Origin of the sequence: Streptosporangium sp. NPDC050855, assembly GCF_044456585.1 — a bacterium.
In the GTDB taxonomy this organism is placed as follows: Bacteria; Actinomycetota; Actinomycetes; order Streptosporangiales; family Streptosporangiaceae; genus Streptosporangium; species Streptosporangium longisporum.
Genome location: NZ_JBITFY010000026.1, coordinates 29954 through 54610, shown reverse-complemented (window position 1 = coordinate 54610; position 24657 = coordinate 29954). Strand labels below are relative to the sequence as shown.

Annotated in this window: 20 protein-coding genes; 9 read left to right on the top strand and 11 right to left on the bottom strand. The window is 72.2% G+C overall.

Annotated elements, in window-relative coordinates:
- Positions 1–4 precede the first annotated feature (4 nt).
- A complete protein-coding gene (locus ACIBCT_RS36070; protein ID WP_399196479.1) occupies positions 5–676 on the top strand; it encodes an ArsR/SmtB family transcription factor in 672 nt (223 codons plus the stop codon).
- A 71-nt stretch (positions 677–747) separates the two neighbouring features.
- Here ACIBCT_RS36070 and ACIBCT_RS36065 read toward each other — a convergent pair whose 3' ends face one another.
- Together ACIBCT_RS36065 and ACIBCT_RS36060 are read right to left on the bottom strand one after the other, a co-directional pair.
- A complete protein-coding gene (locus ACIBCT_RS36065) occupies positions 748–2997 on the bottom strand; it encodes an SDR family NAD(P)-dependent oxidoreductase (RefSeq protein ID WP_399196478.1) in 2250 nt (749 codons plus the stop codon).
- Between the two features lie 34 nt (positions 2998–3031).
- Complete coding sequence (locus ACIBCT_RS36060; protein WP_399196477.1) at positions 3032–3742, bottom strand: TetR/AcrR family transcriptional regulator; 711 nt, start codon at positions 3740–3742, stop codon at positions 3032–3034.
- Between the two features lie 187 nt (positions 3743–3929).
- Between ACIBCT_RS36060 and ACIBCT_RS36055 the strand changes: the two genes are divergently transcribed.
- Positions 3930–4688 carry a maleylpyruvate isomerase family mycothiol-dependent enzyme gene (locus tag ACIBCT_RS36055; protein WP_399196476.1) on the top strand — a complete coding sequence of 253 codons (759 nt, stop codon included), beginning with the start codon at positions 3930–3932 and terminating at the stop codon, positions 4686–4688.
- Between the two features lie 50 nt (positions 4689–4738).
- Here ACIBCT_RS36055 and ACIBCT_RS36050 read toward each other — a convergent pair whose 3' ends face one another.
- The 4 genes from ACIBCT_RS36050 to chvE form a co-directional block, all read right to left on the bottom strand.
- Positions 4739–5869, bottom strand: a complete 1131-nt coding sequence (locus ACIBCT_RS36050; protein ID WP_399196475.1) for a TerC family protein — start codon at positions 5867–5869, stop codon at positions 4739–4741.
- 129 nt (positions 5870–5998) lie between these two features.
- A complete protein-coding gene (gene mmsB / locus ACIBCT_RS36045) occupies positions 5999–7252 on the bottom strand; it encodes a multiple monosaccharide ABC transporter permease (RefSeq protein ID WP_399196474.1) in 1254 nt (417 codons plus the stop codon).
- 9 nt (positions 7253–7261) lie between these two features.
- Positions 7262–8791: a multiple monosaccharide ABC transporter ATP-binding protein gene (gene mmsA / locus ACIBCT_RS36040; RefSeq protein WP_399196473.1), complete on the bottom strand. Its 1530-nt coding sequence runs from the start codon at positions 8789–8791 to the stop codon at positions 7262–7264.
- A gap of 103 nt (positions 8792–8894) precedes the next feature.
- On the bottom strand, positions 8895–10031 hold the full coding sequence (gene chvE / locus ACIBCT_RS36035; protein WP_344898285.1) for a multiple monosaccharide ABC transporter substrate-binding protein: 1137 nt from the start codon (positions 10029–10031) through the stop codon (positions 8895–8897).
- Between the two features lie 235 nt (positions 10032–10266).
- Here chvE and ACIBCT_RS36030 point away from each other — a divergent pair, with 235 nt between their 5' ends.
- From ACIBCT_RS36030 to araA, 7 genes are all read left to right on the top strand, one after another.
- Positions 10267–11256, top strand: coding sequence for a LacI family DNA-binding transcriptional regulator (locus tag ACIBCT_RS36030; protein WP_399196513.1), 990 nt, complete (start codon positions 10267–10269; stop codon positions 11254–11256).
- Positions 11257–11554: 298 nt separating this feature from the next.
- A complete protein-coding gene (locus ACIBCT_RS36025; protein ID WP_399196472.1) occupies positions 11555–13072 on the top strand; it encodes a sugar ABC transporter ATP-binding protein in 1518 nt (505 codons plus the stop codon).
- A complete protein-coding gene (locus ACIBCT_RS36020) occupies positions 13069–14121 on the top strand; it encodes an ABC transporter permease (RefSeq protein WP_399196471.1) in 1053 nt (350 codons plus the stop codon). Before ACIBCT_RS36025 ends, ACIBCT_RS36020 begins: the two co-directional genes overlap by 4 nt.
- Positions 14118–15104 (top strand): galactofuranose ABC transporter, permease protein YjfF, encoded by a 987-nt coding sequence (gene yjfF / locus ACIBCT_RS36015; protein ID WP_399196470.1) that lies wholly within the window; start codon positions 14118–14120, stop codon positions 15102–15104. Before ACIBCT_RS36020 ends, yjfF begins: the two co-directional genes overlap by 4 nt.
- Positions 15105–15174: 70 nt before the next feature.
- Positions 15175–16857, top strand: a complete 1683-nt coding sequence (gene araB, locus ACIBCT_RS36010; protein ID WP_399196469.1) for a ribulokinase — start codon at positions 15175–15177, stop codon at positions 16855–16857.
- Positions 16854–17525, top strand: coding sequence for an L-ribulose-5-phosphate 4-epimerase (locus tag ACIBCT_RS36005; protein ID WP_344898273.1), 672 nt, complete (start codon positions 16854–16856; stop codon positions 17523–17525). The genes araB and ACIBCT_RS36005 overlap by 4 nt, the downstream gene beginning before the upstream one ends.
- The gene (gene araA, locus ACIBCT_RS36000; protein WP_399196468.1) at positions 17522–19018 is read left to right on the top strand and encodes an L-arabinose isomerase; all 1497 of its coding nucleotides are present in this window, start codon (positions 17522–17524) and stop codon (positions 19016–19018) included. The genes ACIBCT_RS36005 and araA overlap by 4 nt, the downstream gene beginning before the upstream one ends.
- A gap of 126 nt (positions 19019–19144) precedes the next feature.
- On the opposite strand, the gene ACIBCT_RS35995 is transcribed toward araA, so the two are convergent.
- The 5 genes from ACIBCT_RS35995 to ACIBCT_RS35975 all read right to left on the bottom strand — a co-directional run bounded on the left by ACIBCT_RS35995 (position 19145) and on the right by ACIBCT_RS35975 (position 24656).
- Positions 19145–20221 (bottom strand): LacI family DNA-binding transcriptional regulator, encoded by a 1077-nt coding sequence (locus tag ACIBCT_RS35995; protein WP_399196466.1) that lies wholly within the window; start codon positions 20219–20221, stop codon positions 19145–19147.
- A 26-nt stretch (positions 20222–20247) separates the two neighbouring features.
- Entirely contained in the window at positions 20248–21450 is a 1203-nt protein-coding gene (locus ACIBCT_RS35990; protein ID WP_399196465.1) for an amidohydrolase family protein, read from the bottom strand.
- Positions 21451–21667: 217 nt separating this feature from the next.
- A complete protein-coding gene (locus ACIBCT_RS35985; protein ID WP_344898265.1) occupies positions 21668–22633 on the bottom strand; it encodes an ABC transporter ATP-binding protein in 966 nt (321 codons plus the stop codon).
- Positions 22630–23670 (bottom strand): ABC transporter ATP-binding protein, encoded by a 1041-nt coding sequence (locus tag ACIBCT_RS35980; RefSeq protein ID WP_399196464.1) that lies wholly within the window; start codon positions 23668–23670, stop codon positions 22630–22632. Before ACIBCT_RS35980 ends, ACIBCT_RS35985 begins: the two co-directional genes overlap by 4 nt.
- Positions 23667–24656, bottom strand: coding sequence for an ABC transporter permease (locus tag ACIBCT_RS35975; protein WP_399196463.1), 990 nt, complete (start codon positions 24654–24656; stop codon positions 23667–23669). The genes ACIBCT_RS35980 and ACIBCT_RS35975 overlap by 4 nt, the downstream gene beginning before the upstream one ends.
- Between the last annotated feature and the right edge of the window lies 1 nt (position 24657).

Below are 24657 nucleotides of genomic sequence, written 5' to 3'. Positions count from 1 at the left end.
CGCCGTGACGGAGTTCCCCGAGGAGCCCATCTACCGGCAGCTCGCGCGCATCGGCAGGACGCTGGCCAGCCCCGTGCGGCTGAGGCTGCTCGACGTGCTCGACGCGGGCGAGCGCACCGTCGAGCAGCTCTCCCAGGAGGCCGACGTCCCGCTGAAGAACACCTCTGCCCAGCTGCAGCAGCTCCGCGCCGCCCACCTGGTGACGAGCCGCAGGGAGGGGACGCGGGTCTACTACCGGCTGGCCGACGAGCGGGTCTCCCGGTTCCTCGGGGAGCTGCAGGACTTCGCCGAAGGCAGGCTCGCGGACCTGCGGGAGGCCGTGTCCCGGCACCTCGGCGACCCCGTGGCGCTGGAGCCGGTGACCGCCGAGGAGCTGGCGCGCCGTCTGGCCGACCCCGGCGTCGTGGTCGTCGACGTCCGCCCCGCCGCCGCCCACGCCCGAGGCCACGTGCCGGGGGCCGTCTCGGTCCCGCTGGCCGAGCTGCGGGACCGGCTCGGCGAGCTGCCCCGGGACGCCGAGATCGTGGCCTACTGCGGCGGGCCCTACTGCGTGGTCTCCCCGCAGGCCGTGCGGCTGCTGCGCGACCACGGCCTGCGGGCGCGCACCCTGGAGGGCGGGATCACCCGCTGGCGGCGTACGGGCAACCGGCTGGAGGAGGGGACCGCGGCGAGGTGACGGCGGGCCCCCGTACGGCTTTCCCACAGCCTCCCCGCCACCTCCCAGGGCCCTCGCGGTCTCCCGCCCTCCTACGACCGGTGCCTGCGGACCATGCCCGCGGCCAGGGGCGCGCCCGAGAGGTCGCCGGCCGCGATCCGGGCCGCGACGGTGCGGCGTACGAGACGGTCGGCCAGGGCCGGGGCGTGCCTGCCGACCATCATCTCGACGCGTCCCCGGGCGGTGGTGGCCACGTCGCGGGGCGCGCGGCGGGCGGTGAGGGCGCCGACGACCGCGTCCACCACGCCCTCCACGGGTTCCGGCCTGGAGACCGCGTCCAGGGAGAGCCCGGCCTGCCTGGTGCTGTCGTGGATCGGGCTGCGGACCATGCTCGGGTAGACCGTCGTCACGCCGACGTGCGTGCCGACCTCCAGGCGGAGCGCGTCGGCGTAGGCCGTCAGCGCCCGCTTGGAGACGCCGTACGCCGCCGCCAGCGGCAGCGGCAGGACCGCCATCCGCGAGGCGATGAAGACCACCCGCCCGCGGGCGCGTACGAGATGGGGCATGGCCGCGGCCGTCACCCGCCAGGCGCCGAGGAGGTTCAGCCGTAGCTGCGCCTCGGCCTCCTCGCCGGGGGCGAGCTCGGCGGGCGCGGGCCCGCCCCGGCCCGCGTTGTTGACCAGCACGTCGATGCCGCCCAGCAGCGTCACGGCCTCGGCCACGGCGGCGTCGACGGACTCGGGGGAGGTGATGTCGCATGAGATGACCGGGATGCCGGACCCGTCGCCGGAGCCGGTGGGGCGGGCGATGTCCAGGCCGACCACGCGCGCGCCCAGGGCGGTGAACCGGGCGCTCATCGCCCTGCCGAAGGTGCCGGCCGCCCCGGTGACGAGGATCCGGCGCCCGGTCAGCGGGCGGGACGCGGCGGGACGCAGCTCGCGCCGCACGACGCGGAGGTAGTGGTCGACGTCGATGCGCATGTGCGGCCTGCGCTCCCCCCAGCGGTCGCGTGCGGCGGCGAGCTCGGCCGAGGCGATCCGGCGCGCGGTCGCGGGGTCGGGCAGGCGGTGGGTCCCGGCGCGCACGGCGGCCAGGAGACGGGCCTGGGCCTCCACGACGGGCAGCGCCGAGCCGGTCGACTGCATCAGGCCGATGTAGCTGATCGAGGCGTCGCCGATGGGGAAGACGTGGCGGTACAGCAGCAGGGACGACGGGTCGGGCACCAGGGCGGGGTCGAGGAACGGCGTCACGGCCCGGTAGCCGGTGCACCAGACGATGTGGTCGACCTCGTCCGTCCGGCCGTCGGTGAAGTGGACCCGGGTGCCGTCCAGGCGGGCGATGCCCGCGCGGGGCAGGATCCCTCCCCGCGCCACCAGCTCGGGAACGGCGTCGCTCAGGGTCGGGTGGTCCTGGAGCACGCCCCGGGCGGGGGCGGGCAGGCGCGGCCCGGCGTACCTGGGGGCGGCCACCCTGAGCACCGCCTGGGAGACGACCTGGCGCGCCCGCCAGGGCAGCAGGGCGGCGAGGGCGCCGTTGAGCTGGTCGGAGGGACGGCCGAGCAGCCGCTTCGGCAGTACCCACACGCCCCGCCTGGCCGAGAGCAGCACGCCGGACGCGTGCCCGGCCAGCTCGGCGGCGATGTCCATCGCGGAGTTGCCGGTGCCCACGACGAGCACCCGCCTGCCGGCCAGAGCGGACGGGCCGACGTAGTCGTGCGCGTGGGACTCGGTGCCGGTGAACGTCCCCGGGTACGGCGGGTCCGGCAGGCGGGGTTCGTGGTTGTGCCCGTTGGCCACCACCAGGTGTTCCACCCGTTCGCGGTACGGCCCGCCGGGACCGGTCAGCTCCAGCTCCCAGCCGTCGTCCGCGCGCCTGGCGGACTCCAGGACGGTGCCGAACCGGAACCGCTCGCCGACGCCGAAGTGGTCGGCGTACGAGCGCAGGTACTCCAGCATCAGGGCGCGGCCGGGGTGGTCGGGCCAGTCGCGCGGCATGGGGAAGTCGGAGAACTCGGTACGCGCCCTGCTGGTGTTGAGACGGAGGCTCTCGTAGGAGGCGGTGCCGGGTTCCAGCCGCCACAGGCCGCCGAGGGAGGCGGCACGCTCGATGCCGAGGACGGGCAGGCCGGCCTCGACGAGGGCCTTGACCGCGGCGATGCCCGCCGCGCCGCCGCCGACCACGGCCGTGACCCCCCGGGCGGGTACGCCGCCGGGAAGCGCGCCCCGGCTCGGCGCGGCGCCCGCGGCCGTGTCCAGGCCCGGAGGCGCGGCGCCCGCGGTCGTGTCCCGGCCCGGGGGCGCGGTGTCGGAGGTCGCGTCCGGGGCCGGTTCCGTCGAGCTCATCCGCTGCCTCCATATTCCATCAGGTGATGGAATACTAGCCGTCTGCGGCGCCCGCGCCAGGGGGTGCGTAGAACCGGTCGACGAAACGGTGGGCGTAGGCGCGGAACTCGCGCCTCTCGCGGTCGGCCGTGACGGCGTCGCCCCCGCGGGCGCTCAGGGCGGTCACGTGGCCGTGGGCCGCCCAGACCAGGCTGCGCACGGTGATGTGCGGGGTCGGCTCGACGACGAGGCCCCGGGTGGCCGCCTCCAGCAGGGCCCGCTCGATCTCGCCGTAGATCGGCAGCGAGTACGCCTCGTCCAGGGACAGGTGCAGGGTCGGGTCCAGCCACCGCCGCAGCCACAGGAACGTGGTCTGCGGGTGCTCGTCGAGGAAGTCGACGAACGCGTCCACCAGGTCGTGCGCGGCTCCGACCACGTCGCCCGCGGGCTCGGAGCGCACCGCGGCGAGGAAGGCGCGCACCGGCGGGGTGAGCGTGGCCTGCTCCAGCTCGAAGACGCGGGCGAAGCAGGCGTCGTACAGCGACGCCTTCGACGGGAAGTGGTGGTGCACGCTGGAGACGTCGATCCCGACCCGGGCGGCGATGTCGCGCATGGAGACGCCGTCGGCGCCGTGCCGGGCGAACAGGGCGGTCGCCTCGGCGAGGACGCGGTCGCGCGTGGACGGCGCCGACCGGTCCGCGGGCGGGCGCCCCCGGCGGCGCGTCCGGGGCGCCGCGGCGGCCCCCGGTTCCTCGCTGTTGCTCATGCCGACAGTCTGCCAGGCTCGTCCCCGCCCCATAATCCATCGGTGAGGGGATTGACGCGACGGTTCGGAGCGGGAGAAGGACCCCGGGGCGGGGATCGGGCTCCGAGGCCGGGGAGCGAGGTCCCGGCGAGGGCATGCCGGATCGTCAGGCGGGGGAGGGACGCCGTTCCCCGGGTACTGCCGGGGCATGACGACAGAACCGAAGGACTCCCTGGGAGATCTCGACCCGTTCGACCTCTTCGACGCCGAGGCGGCCCGTCTCGACCGTTACTTCTCCGGGCTCGACGAGGAGGGCTGGAGGCGTCCCTCGCGGGCGGAGGGCTGGTCGGTCCGCGACGTGCTGGGGCACCTGGCGGGGGAGGAGCTGTACAACCACGCCTGCCTGGACGACGACATCGACGGGTTCACCGCGATGCTCCGGCGCGAGGGCGCGGGTGAGGGCTTCGACGGTTTCAACGCGTGGTGCGTGGAGCGGCGCAGGCACCTGCCGGTGGCGGAGGTGCTCCGGGAGTGGCGGCGCGAGAACGGCGACACCCGCGAGCGGATGCGCGCGCTCGGCCGTGACGCCTCGCTGCCGACCTTCGCCGGGCCGTACCCGGTGGGGTCGCAGACCTTCCACTACGCCTCGGAGTACGCCACCCACGCCGACGACGTGGGCGCGCCCGTCGCACCGGACGAGGCCGTGGCGCGGACCCGCTGGCGGGCCAGGCTGGGCGTCTTCGTGCTGGCCGAGCAGGACGCCGAGGCCCGCGCCGAACTCGTCGGCACCGGCGGTGCCAAGGACACCGAGGACACCGGGGACACCGGGAACGCGGTCCGGGTGCACGTCTACGGGACGAGCCGGGAGCTCTCCCTGCCGGTGTTCGTGGAGGCGACGGTCGGACGGCTGCCACAGGACCACCCGATGGACGCCCGGCTCAGGGACGCCCTGCGCTGCCTGGCCTGACAGGGAGGTACGAGCCGGTAAGGGCCGGTACGGGGCCGCGGTCCGGCTCCTCAGTCGGCGGCGGGTCCCCGGTGGCCCGGCCGGTCCTCCCGGTCCTCCCGGTGCTCCGTCCGGTCTCCCGTCCCGTCGCGGGCGCCGTCGTGGTCGTCGCCCCGGCCGTCGTCGCCGTCCGGGGCGTCGCGCCGGTCCCCGTCCTTGCGGCGCAGCCGGTGCAGGGTCCCCGCGTGCGCGCGCTCCTCGGGGTGGGCGCGCACCCGGCGCATGCTGGCGATGACGGTGATCAGCAGCACCAGGAAGATCACACCCAGCGAGAGCGGGGTGGAGACCTCGGGGAAGGACTTCGAGACGTCCTCGTGCAGGAACGACAGGATGAGCTTGAGGCCGATGAAGCCGAGGATGACCGCCAGGCCGATCGACAGGTAGACCAGCCGTTCCAGCAGGCCCTCGATCAGGAAGTACAGGGCGCGCAGCCCCAGCAGCGCGAAGGCGTTCGCGGAGAAGACGATGAGCGGGTGGCTGGTGACGCCGAAGACCGCGGGGATGGAGTCGAGCGCGAACAGCAGGTCGGTGCTGCCGATGGCGATGAAGACCACGAACAGCGGCGTGACCATCCGCTTGCCGTTCTCGTGGGTGACGAGCTTGCCGCCGTGCAGCTCCTCGGTGACCGGGAGCATCTTGCCCGCGCCGTTGATCAGGGGGTTGTTCTCGACGTCCGGGTCCTGGTTGCGGTGCCGGACGAGCTGGATCGCCGTCCAGATCAGCAGCAGGCCGAAGATCAGGAACGTGGGGGAGAAGAGGGTGATGGCGGCGGCGCCGACCGCGATGAGGATGGCGCGCAGCACCAGGGCGGTGGCGATGCCGAACAGCAGCACCTTCTGCTGGTGTTCCGGCGGCACGGAGAACCGCGCCATGATGATCACGAAGACGAAGAGGTTGTCGACGGACAGGCTCTTCTCGACCATCCAGCCGGCGAAGTACTCGGTGGCGAGCGTGGCCCCGGCCAGCCACCACAGGACCAGGCCGAAGGCGATGGCCACGCCGATGTAGAAGACCGTCCACGCGGTGGCCTCGCGCAGGCCCACCGCGTGCGGGCGTCGCGCGGCCACCACGAAGTCGATCGCGAGCAGCACCACCACCAGGCCGATGACCGCGATCCACATGCCCAACGAGTCGATCGCCATCCGTGTCCCCTCATACCGGCCGAGATCATTCGCCTTACCCGGCGTAAGAGGCTCCACACCAGGCCCGGGGACCACGGCGGCACCCGCCGCGGTCCCGCGTCCGTCCCTGGCTCCGACCCGGGCCCGGGGTCAGCCGCCCGCGCCGGCCCGGCGCTTGGTCCAGACGTCCAGCGCCACGGCGGCCAGCAGGACCAGGCCCTTGAAGAGCAGGACCCGCTCGCTGGGCGCGCCGATCAGCGACATGCCGTTGTTGATCACGGCCATGATCAGACCGCCGGTGAGGGCGCCGACCACCCTGCCCACTCCGCCCTGGACGGCGGCGCCGCCGATGAACGCGGCCGCGATGGCGTCCAGCTCGAAGTTGCCGCCCGCGGTCGGGCCGGCCTGGTTCAGCCGCCCGGCGAAGATGATCCCGGCGAGTGCGGCGAGCACCCCCATGTTGACGAAGATCCAGAACGTGACCGACTTGACCTTGATGCCGGACAGGCTCGCCGCGTTCAGGTTGCCGCCGATGGCGTAGATGTGGCGGCCGAAGACGGCGCGGTCGGTCATCAGCGTGTAGCCCAGCACCAGGATCGCCAGCAGCACCAGCACCCAGGGCAGGTTCTTGAACCTGGCCAGCTGCACGATGACCACCATCACCACCGCGGCGGCGGCACCGATCTTCAGCAGGAACAGCGGCAGCGCGTCGACCTTCTGCCGGTAGCCCAGTCGGGCCTGGCGGGCCCGCCACTGGGTGAGGGCCAGCCCGCCCACCGCGGCCAGGCCGACCAGCAGCGTCAGCAGGTCGGCGCCGCCGAGCGGGCCCAGGCCGATGTTGCCGAGGTAGCCGGGCACGAAGCCGTTGGCCAGGGTCCTGACCTCGTCGGGGAAGGGGCCGATGCCCTGGTTGCCGAGCACGGTCAGGGTCAGCGCCCTGAAGATCAGCATTCCGGCCAGGGTGACGATGAACGCCGGGATGCCGAAGTAGGCGATCCAGTAGCCCTGCCAGGCCCCGATGAGCGCGCCGGCGATCAGCGTGACGAGGATCGCCAGCGGCCACGCCACGTCCATGTCGACCATGAGCACCGCCGCGATCGCGCCGGTGAGCCCCACCACCGATCCCACCGACAGGTCGATGTGACCGGCGATGATGATCAGGATCATGCCGATCGCCAGGATCAGGATGTAGGAGTTCTGCACCACGATGTTGGAGATGTTCTGCGGGCTGAGCAGCTCACCGTCGGTCAGGACGGAGAACAGCACGATGATCAGCGCGAAGGCGATGTAGATGCCGCTCTGCCGCAGGTTGACCGAGAAACGGCCCGCCGGCGTCTTCGCGGGCACCAGGGGAAGGCTGCCGGTCGGTGGCGCGGTTTCTGTCGGGACCTTGCCGCTGCTCATTGTCTTCCCCTATTCCTTTTCCTTGGTCATGAACTGCATGAGCCGCTCCGGGGTGGCCTCCGCGCGGGAGACCTCACCCGTGATGCGACCGGCCGACATGGCGTAGATGCGGTCGCAGACGCCCAGCAGCTCGGGAAGCTCCGAGGAGATGACCAGAACGGCCTTTCCCTGGTCGGCGAGCCGGTTGATGATCGAGTAGATCTCGTACTTGGCACCCACGTCGATGCCGCGGGTGGGCTCGTCGAGGATCAGCACGTCGGCGTCGGTGAAGATCCACTTCGACAGCACGACCTTCTGCTGGTTGCCGCCGCTCAGCTTCCCGGTGACCGACAGCACGCTGGGAGCCTTGATGTTCATGCTCTTCCGGTAGCCGTCGGCGACCTCGTACTCCCTGTTGTCGTCCACCCAGCCGCGCCTGGCCAGCTTGCCCAGCGCCGCGGCCGAGACGTTGCGCTTGATGTCCTCGATCAGGTTCAGCCCGTAGCGCTTGCGGTCCTCGGTGGCGTACGCGATGCCGTGCTCGATCGCCTCGCCGACCGTGCGGACCTTGATCTCCCTGCCGTTCTTGTAGACGCGGCCGGTGATGTCCACCCCGTAGCTGCGGCCGAACACGCTCATCGCCAGCTCGGTGCGGCCGGCGCCCATCAGGCCGGCCAGGCCGACGATCTCGCCCCGGCGCAGCGTCAGGGAGGCGCCGGCGACCACCACGCGGCCGTGGTCGGCGGGGCTGCGCACGGTCCAGTCCTCGATCCGCAGCACCTCCTCGCCGATGTTCGGCTCGTGCGGCGGGAAGCGGTGCTCCAGGTCGCGGCCGACCATGCCGGAGATGATGCGGTCCTCGCTGACGTCGTCGCCGCGCATGTCCAGGGTCTCGATCGTCCGCCCGTCCCGCAGGATCGTGGTGGAGTCGGCGATGGCCCGGATCTCGTTCAGCTTGTGCGAGATGATCACCGAGGTGATGCCCTCGTCGCGCAGCCCGCGCAGCAGGTCGAGCAGGTGCGCGGAGTCCTCGTCGTTGAGCGAGGCGGTCGGCTCGTCGAGGATGAGCAGCCGTACCCGCTTCGACAGCGCCTTGGCGATCTCCACGAGCTGCTGCTTGCCCACCCCGATGTCCATCGCGAGCGTCGTCGGGTTCTCCCGGAGCCCGACGCGCTCCAGCAGCTCGGTGGCCTCGGCGTTGGTCCGGTTCCAGTCGATCAGGCCGCGGCTGGTCCGCTCGTTGCCGAGGAAGATGTTCTCCGCGATCGACAGGTACGGGCTGAGCGCCAGCTCCTGGTGGATGATCACGATGCCGAGCTTCTCGCTGTCCCTGATGTCGGAGAAGCGGCACTGCTCGCCCTCGAAGAAGATCTCACCCTCGTACGAGCCGTGCGGGTACACGCCCGAGAGGACCTTCATCAGCGTCGACTTGCCGGCGCCGTTCTCCCCGCAGATCGCGTGTATCTCGCCCCTGCGGACCGCCAGGTTGACGTCCTGCAGGGCTTTGACGCCCGGGAACGTCTTGGTGATGCCGCGCATCCGGAGTATGTCGTCGGTCATGCCGCCCGCCTTCGCAAGGTCCCTCCACCCTCCGAGCATCCGGCCGGCGGCGACGGGGGTCGCCGCCGGCCGGATGTCCCGTCCGCCGTCGTGCCGATCGGTACTACTTGAGCTGGTCCTCGGTGTAGTAACCGGAGTCGATGAGGACCTTCTTGTAGTTGTCCTTGTACACGATCACCGGCTCCAGCAGGTTGGAGGGCACGACCTTGTTGCCGTTGTCGTAGTCCTTGGTGTTGTTCACCTCGGGCTTGCCGCCCTTGAGCACGGCGTCGGCCATCTCGACGGTGACCGCGGCGAGCTGGCGGGTGTCCTTGTAGATCGTCGCGTACTGCTCACCGGCGATGATCGACTTGACCGAGGCGACCTCGCCGTCCTGGCCGGTCACGATCGGGTAGGGCTGGCCGGAGGTGCCGTAGCCGCTGCTCTTGAGCGCCGACAGGATGCCGATGGACAGGCCGTCGTACGGGGAGAGCACGCCCTGGACCTTGGTGTCACCGGAGTAGTACTTGGTGATCAGGTCCTCCATGCGCTTCTGCGCGGTGGCCGGGTCCCAGCGCAGGATCGCGACGGTCTTGAAGTCGGTCTGCTTGCTCTTGACGACCAGGGTGCCCTTGTCGATGTACGGCTTGAGGGTGTCCATCGCGCCGTTGAAGAAGAACGTGGCGTTGTTGTCGTCGGGAGAGCCGGCGAAGACCTCGATGTTGAACGGGCCCTTGGCGTCGCCCTCGGAGCCGTCCTCCTTCTTCAGCTTGAGGCCGACCAGCAGCGAGGTGGCCTGCTGCACGCCCACCTTGTAGTTGTCGAAGGTGGCGTAGTAGTCGACGTTCGGCGAGTTGCGGATCAGCCGGTCGTAGGCGATGACCGGGATCTTCTTGTCGGCGGCCTGCTGGAGCTGGGTGGTGATGGCGGTGCCGTCGATCGAGGCGATGATCAGCAGCTTGGCGCCGCGGGTGATCTGGTTCTCGATCTGGTTGACCTGGGTGGGGATGTCGTTCTCGGCGTACTGCAGGTCGACCTTGTAGCCCAGCTTCTCCAGGGCGCTCTTGACGTTGTCGCCGTCGTGGATCCAGCGCTCGGAGGACTTCGTGGGCATCGTCACGCCGACCAGGGTGTCGGCGGGCGCGGCCGAGGCCCCGCTCGTCGCGGCCTGCTCCGAGGTCTTGACGCTCGAGCCACAGGCCGTCACCCCCATGGCGAGAGCCAGGCTCACCGCTGCGGTGGCCAGCTTCGCGAACTTCATCGCATACCTCCAGTATGGGTATTTCTCGCGGGAGATGTGAGCGCTAACAAAAGGGTATGGGTCAGTTAAGGCGGTAGTGGCCACCACGTCAAGAGGGTGTTAACAAAGATCTTGGTGTAACCGGACCGTAACGCGGGAGACGCTTGACGCGGGGTGTTGTTAACGCTCACAGTCTGTCCCAAGCCACCAGAAGGAGCCGACCGTGACCGCGAACCGCGACCGCCGCCCGCCGGTGATGGCCGACGTCGCGACGAAGGCGGGCGTCTCCCACCAGACGGTCTCCCGGGTGCTCAACGATCATCCCAACGTGCGCGCCGAGACCCGGGCCCGCGTCCTGGAGGCGATCGACGAGCTGGGCTACCGCCGCAACATGGTCGCCCGCGCCCTGGTCACCCGGCACACCCGCACCCTGGGCGTGGTCAGCTTCGACACCACCCTGTACGGCCCGGCCAGCATGGTCTACGGCATCGAGCAGGCGGCCAGGGCGGCCGGCTACTTCGTCAGCATGGTCAGCCTCAAGACCATCGACACCGCGGGCGTGCGCGACGCGCTCGGCTACCTCGCCGAGCAGGGCGTCGACGGCATCGTGGTGGTCGCGCCGCAGCGCTCGGCCGCCCCGGCGCTGGCCGACGCGCCCACCGACATCCCCGTGGTCGCCGTCGAGGGCGGCCACGACGGCGACGTCTCGGTGGTCAGCGTCGACCAGGTGGAGGGCGCCCGCCTGGCCGTCCGGCACCTGCTCGACCTGGGCCACGAGACCGTCTGGCACATCGCGGGACCGCCGGACTGGCTGGAGGTCGAGGGACGGCTGGAGGGCTGGCGCGACACGCTGGCCGCCGCCGGCCGTCCCGTCCCCGAGGCGCTGCCCGGCGACTGGAGCCCGAGATCGGGCTACCAGGCGGGACTGCGCCTGGCGCGGACGCCCGGGGTCACCGCGGTGTTCGTCGCCAACGACCAGATGGCCCTGGGGGCACTGCGGGCCTTCGCCGAGCGGGGCGTGCGGGTGCCCGAGCAGATCAGCATCGTGGGGTTCGACGACATCCCCGAGTCGGAGTTCTTCACGCCCCCGCTCACCACGATCCGCCAGGACTTCGGGGCGGTCGGCGGGTACAGCATCGAAGTGCTGCTCAGGCAGCTGGAGGCGGGAGCGGAATGGTCCCACGAACGTCACGTCGTCCCGCCGCGGTTCGTGGCCAGAGCCAGCACCGCCCCGCCGGGCGGATGAGCGCGGACGTGTCGCGAACCGCACCGGAGGCGGGCACCGGCCTCGGCACCGACGCCGACGCCGACGCCGGCACCGGCATCGGCACCGGCACCGGAGCCCGCCTCGGGACCGGCATCGGAGCCGGTACCGACCTCGGCTCCGGCCTCCGTTCCGGTCCGGGCCCTCGTTCCGGTCCGGGACCGGGCTCCGGAGATCCTCGCCGGGGGCCGGGACGCCCGAGCCCCCCGCACCCCTCACCACCGACCCGACGAGCCGCCCCCGGCGGACGGCCCGTCCCCGCGAGCACAAGGGACGTCGTATGACCGCACCCGATCCGATCCTGCGTATGACCGGCATCAGCAAGGAGTTCCCCGGCGTCAAGGCGCTGGACGGCGTGGACTTCCGGCTCCTGCCGGGCGAGGTGCACGCCCTGATGGGCGAGAACGGCGCGGGCAAGTCCACCCTGATCAAGGTGCTCACCGGCGTGCACCACATCGACGCCGGCGAGATCGAGCTGGCCGGCAGGCCCGTCTCCTTCACCGGCCCGCTGGAGGCGCAGCGGGCCGGGATCAGCACGGTCTACCAGGAGATCAACCTCTGCCCGAACCTGTCGGTGGCGGAGAACATCTTCATCGGGCGCGAGCCGCGCCGCCTGGGCCGCATCCGCTGGGGCGAGATGCGCACCCGCGCCGCCGCGCTGCTCACCCGCCTGGAGCTCGACCTGGACGTGAACGCGCCGCTGTCGTCGTACTCGCCGGCGGTGCAGCAGATGGTGGCGATCGCGCGGGCGGTCGACATCTCCGCGAGCGTGCTCATCCTCGACGAGCCCACCTCCAGCCTGGACGCCGGCGAGGTCGCGCAGCTGTTCCGGGTGATGCGGCGGCTCAAGGACGAGGGGATCGCCATCCTGTTCGTCTCGCACTTCCTGGACCAGATCTACGAGATCGCCGACCGGATGACGATCCTGCGCAACGGCCGGCTGGTCGGCGAGTACCTCACCAGCGAGCTCGGCCAGGTCGAGCTGGTCGGCAAGATGATCGGCCAGGCGCTCGCCGACCTGGAACGCCTCGACGACAAGCCCAAGGACCTGTCCCCGGACGCCAAGGCCGTCGTCGAGACGCGCGAGCTCGGCCGGGCCGGGGCCGTGGAACCGTTCACCCTGACCATCCACGAGGGCGAGGTGCTGGGGCTGGCCGGGCTCCTCGGCTCGGGCCGCACCGAGATCGCCCGCCTGCTCTTCGGGGCCGACCACGCCGGCACCGGCGAGGTCGTCGTCGACGGGACGCCGACCTCGCTGCGCACCCCGCGCGCGGCCACGGCCCACAAGATCGCCTTCTGCCCGGAGAACCGGCGCACCGAGGGTCTGATCGCCGACCTGACCGTGCGGGAGAACATCATCCTCGCCCTGCAGGCGGCGCGCGGCTGGGCCAGGCCGGTGCCGCGGCGGCGCCAGGACGAGCTGGTGGAGAAGTACATCTCCGCCCTGAAGATCACCCCGCCCAACCCCGAGCAGCTCGTCCGCAACCTCAGCGGCGGCAACCAGCAGAAGGTGCTGCTGGCCCGCTGGCTCATCGTCGAGCCGCGCCTGCTCATCCTGGACGAGCCGACCCGCGGCATCGACGTCGGGGCCAAGGCGGAGATCCAGCGGTTGGTCGCCTCCCTGTCCGACGGAGGCATGGCCGTGCTGTTCATCTCCGCCGAGCTGGAGGAGGTGCTGCGCCTGAGCCACCGGGTCGGCGTGCTGCGCGACCGGCACCTGGTGGCCCAGCTTCCCAACGACGACGCCCTGACCACGGACGTACTGATGCAGACCATCGCGAGCGGAGCCCGCACATGAACCAGGTGATCCGGCACCGCCTTTTCTGGCCGGCCCTCATCCTCGTGCTGCTGCTGGCCGTCAACGTCGTCTTCACCGACGGTTTCCTGTCGGTGGAGATGAAGGGCGGTCACCTCTACGGCAGCCTCATCGACATCATCCGCTTCGGCGCCCCCCTGATCCTGGTCGCGATCGGCATGACGCTGGTCATCGCCACCGGCGGCATCGACCTGTCGGTCGGCTCGGTGGTGGCCATCTCCGGAGCCCTGGCCTGCCTGCAGATCAGCGGGCTGGAGGACCAGAACGCCGTGGGCGGCGTGCTGGCCGCGATCGGCCTGGCGCTGGTCCTCTCCCTGGTCCTGGGGGTGTGGAACGGCTTCCTGGTCGCCGGCATCGGCATCCAGCCGATCATCGCGACGCTGATCCTGATGGTCGCCGGCCGCGGGGTCGCCCAGCTCATCACCGACGGCCAGATCATCACGATCAACAGCACCCCGTACAAGCTCGTCGGCGGCGGGTACTGGCTGACCGTGCCGTTCGGCATCCTGATCGTGCTGGTCGTGCTCGCGGTGACCGCGTTCCTCACCCGGCGCCTGGCGCTCGGACTGCTGATCGAGTCCGTCGGCGGCAACGCCGAGGCCAGCCGCCTGGCGGGCATCCGCTCCCGGGGCCTGATCATCCTGGTCTACACCTTCTGCGGGCTGTGCGCCGGCATCGCCGGACTGATGATCAGCTCCAACATCTCCAGCGCGGACGGCAACGCCGCCGGCCTGTGGATCGAGCTCGACGCGATCCTCGCCGTCGTGATCGGCGGCACCTCGCTGGTCGGCGGGCGCTTCTCGCTCGGCGGCACCGTGCTCGGCGCGCTGATCATCCAGACGCTGACCACCACGATCTACTCCATCGGCGTGCCGCCGGAGACGACGCTGCTGTTCAAGGCGCTCGTCATCGTCCTGGTGTGCCTGCTGCAGTCACCCACCTTCCGGGCGAAGGTGTTCCACCGCAGGGAACGCGGCCGTCCCGCCGCGCCCTCCTCCGGCACCGATGCGAAGGTGAGGATCCCGGCATGACCACCCCCAGCGTTCTCTCCCTGAACCGCCCGTTCCCGAGGGCGTACGTGCCGGTGCTGGTGACCGCCGGCCTCTTCCTGGCGATGTTCACGGCCGGCGGCCTGCGCTACGAGGGCTTCGCCTCCGGCCAGGTGGTGCTCAACGTTTTCGTCGACAACGGGTTCCTGCTGGTCCTGGCGGTCGGCATGACGTTCGTCATCCTCACCGGAGGCATCGACCTGTCGGTGGGGGCGGTGGCCGCGCTCGCCACGATGGTCTCGGCGAGCCTGGTGACGAACAAGGGCTGGTCCCCGCTGCTGGTCATCCCGCTGGTGCTGCTGATCGGCGCGGTGATCGGCCTGGCCATGGGATGTGTGATCCAGTACTTCGACATCCAGCCGTTCATCGTGACGCTGGCCGGCATGTTCCTGGCCCGCGGGCTGTGCTACGTCATCGGCACCGAGTCGATCTCCATCACCGACCCCACCTACACCGCCCTGGCCCAGACCAGGATCGACATGCCCGGCGGGGCGTTCATCTCGCCCAGCGTGATCGTGGCGTTCGTGGTGATCGTCATCGGGGCCTACGTGCTGCAGTACACCAGGCTGGGGCGTAACGTGTACGCGACCGGCGGCAGTGAGCAGTCGGCGCTGCTCATGGGACTGCCGGTGGCCAGAACGAAGATCGCCGTCTACACGATCAGCGGCTTCTGCTCGGCGCTGGGCGGGGTGCTGATCTCCTTCTACATGCTGTCCGGAAACCCGCTGCACGCGGTCGGCATGGAGCTGGACGCGATCGCCGCGGTGGTGATCGGCGGCACCCTGCTGACCGGGGGGTCGGGATACCTGGTCGGCACCGTGCTGGGGGTGCTCATCCTCGGGCTGATCCAGACGATCATCAGCTTCGAGGGGACCCTCAGTCCCTGGTGGACCAGGATCGTCATCGGCCTGCTGCTGTTCGCCTTCATCCTGCTGCAGCGCCTCGGCGTGATCCGCCGCACCTGAACCACGGCCCCGGTGCGGCGGACCGCACCGGGGCCCCGTCCACGGAGGTCCTGATGTCCCGGGAGAGCATGTGAACGCTAACAGTGATCGTTACACGGTCGGGGTCGACTTCGGCACGCTGTCCGGCCGCGCCGTGGTGGTGCGGGTGAGCGACGGCGCCGAGGTCGGCTCCGCCGTGCACGAGTACGCCCACCGGGTGATCGAGGACCGGCTGCCGGGGGGCGGCGCGCCCCTGGGCCCGGACTGGGCGCTGCAGTCGCCCGACGACTGGCGGGACGTGCTGCGCACCGCGGTGCCCGAGGCGGTGGCCGCGGCCGGCGTCTCCCCGTCCCAGATCGTCGGCCTGGGCACCGACTTCACCGCCTGCACCGTGCTGCCGGCCACCGCCGACGGCACCCCGCTGTGCGAGCTGGAGGAGTTCACCGGCCGGCCGCACGCCTGGCCCAAGCTGTGGAAGCACCACTCGGCGCAGCCGCACGCCGACCGGATCAACGCGGTCGCCGCCCGCCGCGGGGAGAGCTGGCTGCCGCGCTACGGCGGGAAGATCTCCTCGGAGTGGTCGTTCGCCAAGGGCCTGCAGGTCCTTCAGGAGGACCCGGAGATCTACGACCGCGCCGAGCGCTGGATCGAGGCCGCCGACTGGATCGTCTGGGAGCTCACCGGCGTGGAGACCCGCAACGTCTGCACCGCCGGGTACAAGGCCGTCCGCCAGGACGGGCGCTACCCGTCGCAGGAGTTCCTCGCCGAGCTCGACCCCGGCTTCACCGGCTTCACCGCCAAGCTCGGCGGCGAGCCGTCGCCGCTCGGCGGCCTCGCGGGCCGGCTGACCGCCCGCGCCGCCGAGTGGACCAAGCTGCCGGAGGGCACCCCGATCTCGGTCGGCAACGTTGACGCCCACGTCACCTCCGCGGCCGCCGACGCGGTCCGTCCCGGCCAGATGGTCGCCATCATGGGCACCTCCACCTGCCACGTCATGCCGTCGGACACCCTGGCCGAGGTGCCCGGCATGTGCGGGGTGGTGCGCGACGGCATCGTGCCGGGACTGTGGGGGTACGAGGCCGGCCAGTCGGGCGTCGGCGACATCTTCGGCTGGTTCGTCGAGACCTCGGTGCCCGGCTCCTACGAGCGCGAGGCCGAGCGGCGCGGGCTGAGCGTGCACGGGTACCTCACCGAGCTCGCCGCGGCCCAGCCGGTCGGCCGGCACGGCCTGGTGGCGCTCGACTGGCACAACGGCAACCGCTCGGTGCTGGTCGACCACAACCTCTCCGCCGTGGTCGTCGGCCAGACGCTCGCGACCCGGCCCGAGGACACCTACCGCGTGCTGATCGAGGCCACCGCGTTCGGCGCCCGTACGATCGTGGAGACCTTCGAGGCGTCCGGGGTGGCCGTCACCGACTTCGTCGCGGCCGGCGGGCTGATCAAGAACCGTTTCCTGATGCAGGTCTACGCGGACGTGCTGCGCCGCCCGATCTCGGTGATCGGCTCCGAGCAGGGATGCGCCCTGGGATCGGCGATCCACGCCGCCGTCGCGGCCGGGGCCTACCCCGACATCACCGAGGCGTCGGCCGCGATGGGCAGGCGCGGCGAGACCGTCTACCGGCCGGACCCCGGCCGCGCCGACGCCTACGACCGGCTGTACGCCGAGTACCGCCGGCTGCACGACCACTTCGCCGACGGAGCGATGCTGCACGGCCTGCGGGCCCTGCGCTACGAGGCGAGCCGACCCGTGGACGAGAAGGAGGAGGACGCGTGAGCGGCGTCACGGTACGGAGGCTTCAGGAGACGGTGTGCCGCCTCCACGAGGAACTGGTCCGCTACGGCCTGGTCGCCTGGACCGCCGGCAACGTCTCCGGCCGGGTCCCGGGTGAGGACCTGTTCGTCATCAAGCCGTCCGGGGTGTCCTACGACGACCTGACACCGGAGTCGATCGTGGTGTGCGACCTGGACGGCGAGCTGGTCGAGGGCGAGCTGTCGCCCTCCAGCGACACCGCCGCGCACGCCTACGTCTACCGGGCGATGCCGCAGGTGGGCGGGGTGGTGCACACCCACTCCACCTACGCCTCGGCCTGGGCCGCGCGCGGCGAGGCCATCCCGTGCGTGCTGACGGCGATGGCCGACGAGTTCGGCGGCGAGATCCCGGTCGGTCCGTTCGCGCTGATCGGCGGGGACGACATCGGCAAGGGCATCGTCGCCACCCTGGAGGGCCACCGCTCCCCGGCGGTCCTGATGCAGAACCACGGCGTCTTCACCGTCGGCGCCGACGCCCGCGCCGCGGTCAAGGCCGCGGTGATGTGCGAGGACGTCGCGCGCACCGTGCACGTGGCCCGCCAGCTCGGCGAGCCGCTGCCGATCGCGCGACCCGACATCGACCGTCTGTACGACCGCTACCAGAACGTCTACGGGCAAAGGAGTCCGCGTTGACCGTCCACGAGCGTGAGATCTGGTTCCTCACCGGAAGCCAGGGGCTGTACGGAGAGGAGACGCTGGCCCAGGTCGCCGAGCAGTCGCGGCGCATCGCCGAGGAGCTCGGCGAGCGGCTGGCGTTCCGCCTGGTGTGGAAGCCGGTGCTCACCGACGCCGCGGCGATCCGCCGGGTCTGCCTGGAGGCCAACGCGGCCGACGACTGCATCGGGATCATCGCCTGGATGCACACCTTCTCCCCGGCGAAGATGTGGATCGCCGGCCTGGACGCGCTGCGCACCCCGCTGCTGCACCTGCACACCCAGGCCAACGTGGAACTGCCGTGGAGCTCCATCGACATGGACTTCATGAACCTCAACCAGGCCGCCCACGGTGACCGCGAGTTCGGCTACATCCAGTCCCGGCTGGGCGTGGCGCGCAAGACCGTCGCCGGGCACGTGAGCGACCCGGCCGTGGCCGCCCGCGTCTCGGCCTGGGCGCGGGCCGCAGCCGGGCGCGCCGAGGTGGGCACGCTGCGGCTGGCCCGCTTCGGCGACAACATGCGCGACGTGGCCGTCACCGAGGGCGACAAGGTGGAGGCGCAGCGGCGCTTCGGCGTCTCGGTCAACACCTACGGCGTCAACGACCTGGTCGCCGTCGTCGACGCCTCCTCCGACGCCGACGTGGACACGCTGACCACCGAGTACGAGGACACCTACAAGGTGGCTCCCGAGCTGCGCGCCGGGGGCGAGCGGCACGACGCGCTGCGCTACGCCGCCCGCATCGAGCTGGGGCTGCGCCACTTCCTCACCGAGGGCGGCTTCGGCGCGTTCACCACCAACTTCGAGGACCTGGGCGGGCTGCGGCAGCTTCCCGGCCTGGCCGTGCAGCGCCTGATGGGCGACGGCTACGGCTTCGGCGGCGAGGGCGACTGGAAGACCTCGGTGCTGGTCCGCACGCTCAAGGTGATGTCGGCCGGCCTGGAGGGCGGCACCTCCTTCATGGAGGACTACACCTACCACCTGACGCCCGGCGAGGAGGTCATCCTGGGCGCGCACATGCTGGAGGTCTGCCCGACGATCGCCTCCGGGGTGCCCTCCTGCGAGATCCACCCGCTGGGCATCGGCGGGCGCGAGGACCCGGTCCGGCTGGTGTTCGACGCCGAGCCCGGCCCCGCCGTGGTGCTCGGCCTGGCCGACATGGGGGACCGGTTCCGGCTCGTGGCCAACGAGATCGACGTGGTCGCCCCGGCCCAGCCGCTGCCCAGCCTGCCCGTCGCCCGCGCGGTGTGGAAGCCCCGTCCCTCGCTGAGCACCTCGGCGGAGGCGTGGCTGACCGCCGGGGGGCCGCACCACACCGTGCTGTCGGCCGCGCTGACCGTCGAGGAGCTCACCGACCTGTCCGACATGCTCGGGGTCGAGCTGCTGGTCATCGACGCCGACACCACCCCCCGCCAGTTCGCCAAGGAGATCCGCTGGAACCAGGCGTACTACCGCCTGGCCCAGGGCCTCTGAGGGGAGCGCCGAGGAACCCCTAGACCCCCGGCACGGGCGGACGTCCGCCCGGCCGGTCCGGTCCGGTCCGGTCCGTGTCCCTGTCACGCGGTCCGTGCCCCTGTCAGTCGGTACGGGCCGCGCGGTTCAGCTCGCCTCCGTGGCCGAGGGCTCTCCGGGAGGCGGATCGACGGGCCGCGACGACAGGGGTGGCGGGGACGACGGGGGCGGCGCGGTGGAGGAGCGGACGACGAGGTCGGCGCCGACGGTGTAGCGGCGCGGTTTCAGCTCCTGGCCGTCGATCGAGCGCAGCAGGAGCTCGACGGCGAGCCTGCCGAGCTCGTGGGCTCCGGTGTCGACGACCGTGATCGGCGGACTCCACCACTCCAGCAGCGGCATGTCCTCGAACGCGACGACCGACAGGGCGGACGGGACGTCGATACCGGACCTGGCCAGCACCGGCAGGGCCCCGTAGGTCGCCTCGTGGTTGGCGAGCATCAGCGCGGTCGGCGCCCGCTCCGCCCCCAGCAGCTCGCCCATGGCCCGCGCCCCGTAGGCCACCTCGAACGGGCCCCGCCGGACCAGGTCCGCGTCCGGGGTCAGGCCGGCGTCACCGAGCGCCTGGACGAACCCGGCGTACCGGTCACGGCCCGAGGTGGTCTCGGGCGGCCCGCCCACGAACGCGATCCTGCGGTGTCCCAGGTCGAGCAGGTGGCGGGTGGCGGACACGGCGCCCTCGCGGTCGGCGGCGAGCACGGCCGGTCCCTGTGAGCCCTCGATCTCCCGGATCAGGTCGATGACGGTGATCCCCGACGCGCGCAGCTCGTTGACCTCCCTGACGTTCCGGCCGGTGCCCACGATCAGGACGCTGTCGACCTGGTGGTCGCGCAGCAGCCGCAGGTAGTCCGCCTCGACCGCGGGGTCGGCGTTGGTGATGCAGAGCAGCGCCTGGTAGCCCGAGGCGACCAGGCGCCGCTGCACGGCCTCCACGACCGTGTGGAAGGTGTTGTTGACCAGGTTGTTGAGCACCAGCCCGACCAGCCCGGAGCGGCGGGTCCGCAGGCTCGCGGCGGCCAGGTTGCGCCGGTAGCCCAGGGAGCGGGCGGTCCGGGAGACCCGCAGGCGCGTCGACTCGGAGATCTCCGAGGACCCCGAGAGCGCGCGGCTCGCCGTGCTCACCGAAACCCCGGCGGCTGCCGCGACGTCGCGGAGCGTGGCGGCCATGTCCCCACCGTTCCTCAGGGCCGGCGCTATCCGGCCGTCCGGGTGTCCCCTAGATCATCATCTCGGATGATACGGCCCCCGATGCCGACCAACGACACGTCCCGGTACGCATTCAGATCACGAAGGGGATCGTCGCGCAGCGCGATGAGGTCCGCGGCGTAGCCGGGGGCGATCCGGCCCAGCCGCGACGAGGCCCCCACCAGCTCGGCCGCGGTCAGCGACGCGGACCGGATCACGTCGAGGTTGCTCAGCCCGGCGGTCGCCAGCAGGAGCATCTCGTGCACGTGCGCGCTGACCCCGTCCACGTCGTCGCCCGGCGGGTAGTCGGTGCCGGCCACGATCGGCACGCCCTCGCGCACGGCGGTACGGATGCTGTCCAGGTGCCGGTCGGCGGCGTCCAGCGCGTTGCGGATGGAGAACTCCTCGAACCCCTTGGCCCGCATCCAGCCCTCCGAGCGCGTCACGCAGAGCGTCGGGGTCAGGAACGCCCCGGCCTCGCGCATCCGCCGCGCGGTCTCCTGGTCCAGGTCGTAGGCGTGCTCGAAGGACCGCACGCCCTGGGCGAGGGCCTGCCTGATGGCCTGCCAGGCCCCGGCGTGCGCGGCGACGTAGGTGTCGTGCTCGTGGGCCGCCTCCACCGTCGCCCGGATCTCCTCGTCGGTCATCTCCGGCTCGGCGAAGTCCTCGCCCTCGTGCGCCAGCCCGCCGGTGATGAAGATCTTCAGGTGGTCGGCGCCCGCCCGCAGCTCCTGCCTGGCCGCCGCGCCGAACTCCCCGGCGCCGGTGGCGTACGCGCAGGCGCCGCCCTTGCCGTGCCCCTCGGGACGGGAGATCGCCCGGCCCGCGCCGAAGATCCGCGGGGCGTCGATCCAGCCGTGCGCCGCGGCCTCGCGCAGCAGCAGGTCCGCGCGGTTCTGCTCGTGCACGCACCGCAGCGTGGTGACCCCCGCGCGCAGCGCGTCCTGGGCACGGACCGCCGAGCGGTACGCGGTGAGCGCGGGGTTCTCGGCCTCGTCCGTCGCCGAGAACGGGTAGACGACCGACAGGTGCGTGTGGCAGGAGATGAGGCCGGGCAGCAGGTAGCGGCCCCCGAGGTCGTGGACGTCGGCACCCGGGGGAGGGCCGCCGGAGGTGATCTCGGAGATGAGCCCGTCGTCGGTCCGGACGCTCCGGCCGCGCAGGACCGTGCCGGACTCCACGTCGACGATGTTGCAGTTCGCGAGCCACACGGTGGGGGCTCCTTCCGGGGCAGGGGGACGGACGGGCAGGGCGGGGACGAGGGCGTGACCGCGACGGGGACGGGGGCGTGGCCGGGGCTGAGACGGGCCGCGTGGCCGGGATGGGCGGGAGAGGGGCCGCGAGACGGAGGACGGGGGCGGGGAACGGGCCGCGCGGCCGGGACGGGGACGGTCCGTCCGCGGGCGCGGAGGGCGGGTCGGGGACGGGTCAGGGACGGGGGGTGAGCGGGACGGTGAGCGGCTCCTTCACCACCGGGCAGGCGACGCTGTGCCCGGGGGCGACCTCCAGCCGTTCCGGCACCCGGACGGCGCACTCGGGCAGGGCGAGCGGGCAGCGCGGGTGAAACCGGCACCCCGTGGGGGGCGCGGCCGGGTCGGGCACGTCACCGGGAAGCGGCGCCGGGAGCGTCCCGGAACCGTCGGGCCTGGGCACCGCGTCGATGAGCGCCCGGGTGTACGGGTGCCGGGGACGGGCCCACAGCTCGTGGGTGGGGCCGTGCTCGGCGATGGTGCCCAGGTACATGACGGTGGTCACGTCGGCGATCTGCCGCACGATCGCCAGGTCGTGGGAGATGAACAGCAGGCCCATGTCGAGCTCCCTGGCCAGGCCGACCAGGAGGGTGGCCACCGACGCCTGCGCCGAGGCGTCCAACGCCGAGATGGGCTCGTCCGCGACGATGCAGCTCGGCTCGGCGGCCAGCGCCCGCGCGATCGCGATCCGCTGGCGCTGGCCGCCGCTGAACTCGTGCGGGTAGCGGCCGGCCGCGTCGACCGGCAGCGCGACGCGCTCCAGCAGCTCCCGTACCCGGCCGGCGTCGCGCCGGTGACCGGCGAGCCGCAGCCCGTCGTTGATCTGCTCGCCGACGCTCCGGCGGGGGTTCAGCGACGAGAACGGGTCCTGGAAGATCATCTGCAGCCGGCGCTGGGCGACCGGCCTGGCCCGCCGGGTGAGCGGCGCCACCGGTGTCCCGTCGAAGACGACCGTGCCCGAGGACGGGGCCAGCAGGCCCACCGCGGCCTTGCCCAGGGTGGACTTGCCGCAGCCCGACTCGCCGACCAGGCCGACGATCTGCCCTCGTTCGACGGAGAGCCCGGCTCCCGCGACCGCGGTCACCGGCGGCCTGCCCGGCGTCTGGTAGGTGACGACCAGGTCCCTCATGTCGAGCAGGGTCATGAGGGGACCTCCCGGGAGAGCGGCGGACCGGAGAGCGACGGGCCGAACGGGTCGACCGGGCAGGCGGCCGAGTGCGCGGGCGCCAGCTCGACGAGGCCGGGCAGCCGTTCGACGCACGACTCGCGCGCCCACGCGCACCGGGGGTGGAAGGGGCAGCCGGTGGGCGTCGTACCGGCGGAGGGCGGCTGGCCGGGGATGGGGCGGAGCTCGGAGGTCTCCTCCTCCGGGTGCGGCAGCGCGTCCAGCAGGCCGCGCGTGTAGGGGTGGCGGGGCTCGGTCAGCACCGCCCGGCGCGGTCCGTTCTCCACGACCCGGCCGGCGTACATGACCGAGATCCGGTCGGCCAGCGAGGACATCACCCCCAGGTCGTGGGTGATCAGCAGCACCGACATGTCCCGCTCCCGGCGCAGCCGGTCGAGCAGCCGCAGGATGCCGGCCTGCACGGTCACGTCGAGCGCGGTGGTCGGCTCGTCGGCGATGATCACCTTCGGGTCGCAGGCCAGCGCCACCGCGATCGCGATGCGCTGGCGCATGCCGCCGGAGAACCGGTGCGGGTAGGAGCGCAGCGCCTGCTCGGGGCCGGGGATGCGCACGGTCTCCAGCAGCTCCAGCGCCCGCGCGCGGGCGTCGGCCCTGCTCACCCTGCGGTGGTGACGCAGGTGGTCGGTGATCTGCCGTTCGACGGTGAGCATCGGGTGCAGGGACGTCATCGGGTCCTGGAACACCATGGCGATGTCGCGCCCGCGCACGTCGCGCAGCGCCCGCTGCGGCAGCGCCAGCAGGTCGCGGCCCTCGAAGAGGATCTCCCCGGTGGTCCGCGCCCCGCCGGGGAGCAGGCCGAGCGCGGCGAGCGCGGTCATCGTCTTGCCGCTGCCGCTCTCCCCGGCCAGCCCGACGATCTCGCCGGGGCGCAGGACGAGGTTCATGCCGCTGACGGCCGACAGCCGGGCGCCGCCGCGGCGCGGCAGCGTGACGGTGAGGTCGCGGACGTCCAGGACGGGCGCGGGCGCGCCGACAGGCTCCGCGGGGGCGCTCATGCCCGTCCCCTGCGTGCCGAGCGCGGGTCGAGCACGTCGCGGACGGTGTCGCCGAGGAAGTTCGCGGCCAGCACGACCAGCAGGATCGCCAGGCCGGGGAAGACGCCGAGCCACCACTTGTCGAAGTACTGCGCGCCGCTGGCGACCATGGACCCCCACTCCGCGACCGGCGGGCGGGCGCCCAGGCCGAGGAACGACAGCCCCGACAGGGTCAGCACGGCGTTGCCCACGTCGAGCGCGGCCAGGACCACGATCGGCCCGACCACGCCGGGCCGTACGTCGACCCAGAGGGTGCGCAGGCTGGAGGCGCCCAGCAACCGGCTGGCGTGCACGTAGTTCTCCTCCCTCATGCTGAGGATCATGCCGCGCACGACCCGCGAGTAGGCCGGCCAGCTCACGATCACGACCGCCAGCACCGCGTTGACCAGGTCGGGCCCGAGCGCCGCCACCACGGCCATCGCCAGGATGATCCCGGGGAAGGCGAAGACCAGATCGGCGCTGCGCATGATCAGCCCTTCGGCCCAGCCGCCGAAGTAACCGGCGATCGCGCCGAGCAGGGTGCCCACCGCGCAGGCGACGGCGACCAGCAGCAGGGCGACCGGCAGCGAGAGCCGGGCCCCGTGGATCACCCGGCTGAACACGTCGCGGCCGATCTGGTCGGTGCCGAACCAGTGCTCGGCCGAGGGCGGCAGCAGCTTCATCGAGTCCTGCGCGATCGGGTCGTACGGCGCGACCAGCGGGGCCGCGATCGCCAGGAACAGGAACAGCGCCAGGATGACCAGGCCGATCACGCCCAGCGGCCTGCGCCAGGGCGAGCGCATCGCCGAGGCGTCCTCGCGGTCCAGGCGGCGGGCGGCACGCGCGGAGGCCCTGAGGCTCACCGTCCCCGCGCCCACACCTCCGAGGTCCACACCTCCGAGGCCCACGCCACCGGGCTCCACGCCACCGGTGCCCGCGCCTTCGGGCTCCGCGTCTCCGGGCTTCATG

Coding starts and splice junctions, on each gene's coding strand:
- ACIBCT_RS35975 (WP_399196463.1), bottom strand. CDS start 24,656: ATGAAGCCCGGAGACGCGGAGCCCGAAGGCGCGGGCACCGGTGGCGTG.
- mmsA (WP_399196473.1), bottom strand. CDS start 8,791: ATGACCGACGACATACTCCGGATGCGCGGCATCACCAAGACGTTCCCG.
- ACIBCT_RS36050 (WP_399196475.1), bottom strand. CDS start 5,869: ATGGCGATCGACTCGTTGGGCATGTGGATCGCGGTCATCGGCCTGGTG.
- ACIBCT_RS36025 (WP_399196472.1), top strand. CDS start 11,555: ATGACCGCACCCGATCCGATCCTGCGTATGACCGGCATCAGCAAGGAG.
- yjfF (WP_399196470.1), top strand. CDS start 14,118: ATGACCACCCCCAGCGTTCTCTCCCTGAACCGCCCGTTCCCGAGGGCG.
- chvE (WP_344898285.1), bottom strand. CDS start 10,031: ATGAAGTTCGCGAAGCTGGCCACCGCAGCGGTGAGCCTGGCTCTCGCC.
- ACIBCT_RS36055 (WP_399196476.1), top strand. CDS start 3,930: ATGACGACAGAACCGAAGGACTCCCTGGGAGATCTCGACCCGTTCGAC.
- ACIBCT_RS36060 (WP_399196477.1), bottom strand. CDS start 3,742: ATGAGCAACAGCGAGGAACCGGGGGCCGCCGCGGCGCCCCGGACGCGC.
- ACIBCT_RS36065 (WP_399196478.1), bottom strand. CDS start 2,997: ATGAGCTCGACGGAACCGGCCCCGGACGCGACCTCCGACACCGCGCCC.
- ACIBCT_RS36030 (WP_399196513.1), top strand. CDS start 10,267: ATGGCCGACGTCGCGACGAAGGCGGGCGTCTCCCACCAGACGGTCTCC.
- ACIBCT_RS35980 (WP_399196464.1), bottom strand. CDS start 23,670: ATGAGCGCCCCCGCGGAGCCTGTCGGCGCGCCCGCGCCCGTCCTGGAC.
- mmsB (WP_399196474.1), bottom strand. CDS start 7,252: ATGAGCAGCGGCAAGGTCCCGACAGAAACCGCGCCACCGACCGGCAGC.
- ACIBCT_RS35995 (WP_399196466.1), bottom strand. CDS start 20,221: ATGGCCGCCACGCTCCGCGACGTCGCGGCAGCCGCCGGGGTTTCGGTG.
- ACIBCT_RS36020 (WP_399196471.1), top strand. CDS start 13,069: ATGAACCAGGTGATCCGGCACCGCCTTTTCTGGCCGGCCCTCATCCTC.
- ACIBCT_RS35985 (WP_344898265.1), bottom strand. CDS start 22,633: ATGACCCTGCTCGACATGAGGGACCTGGTCGTCACCTACCAGACGCCG.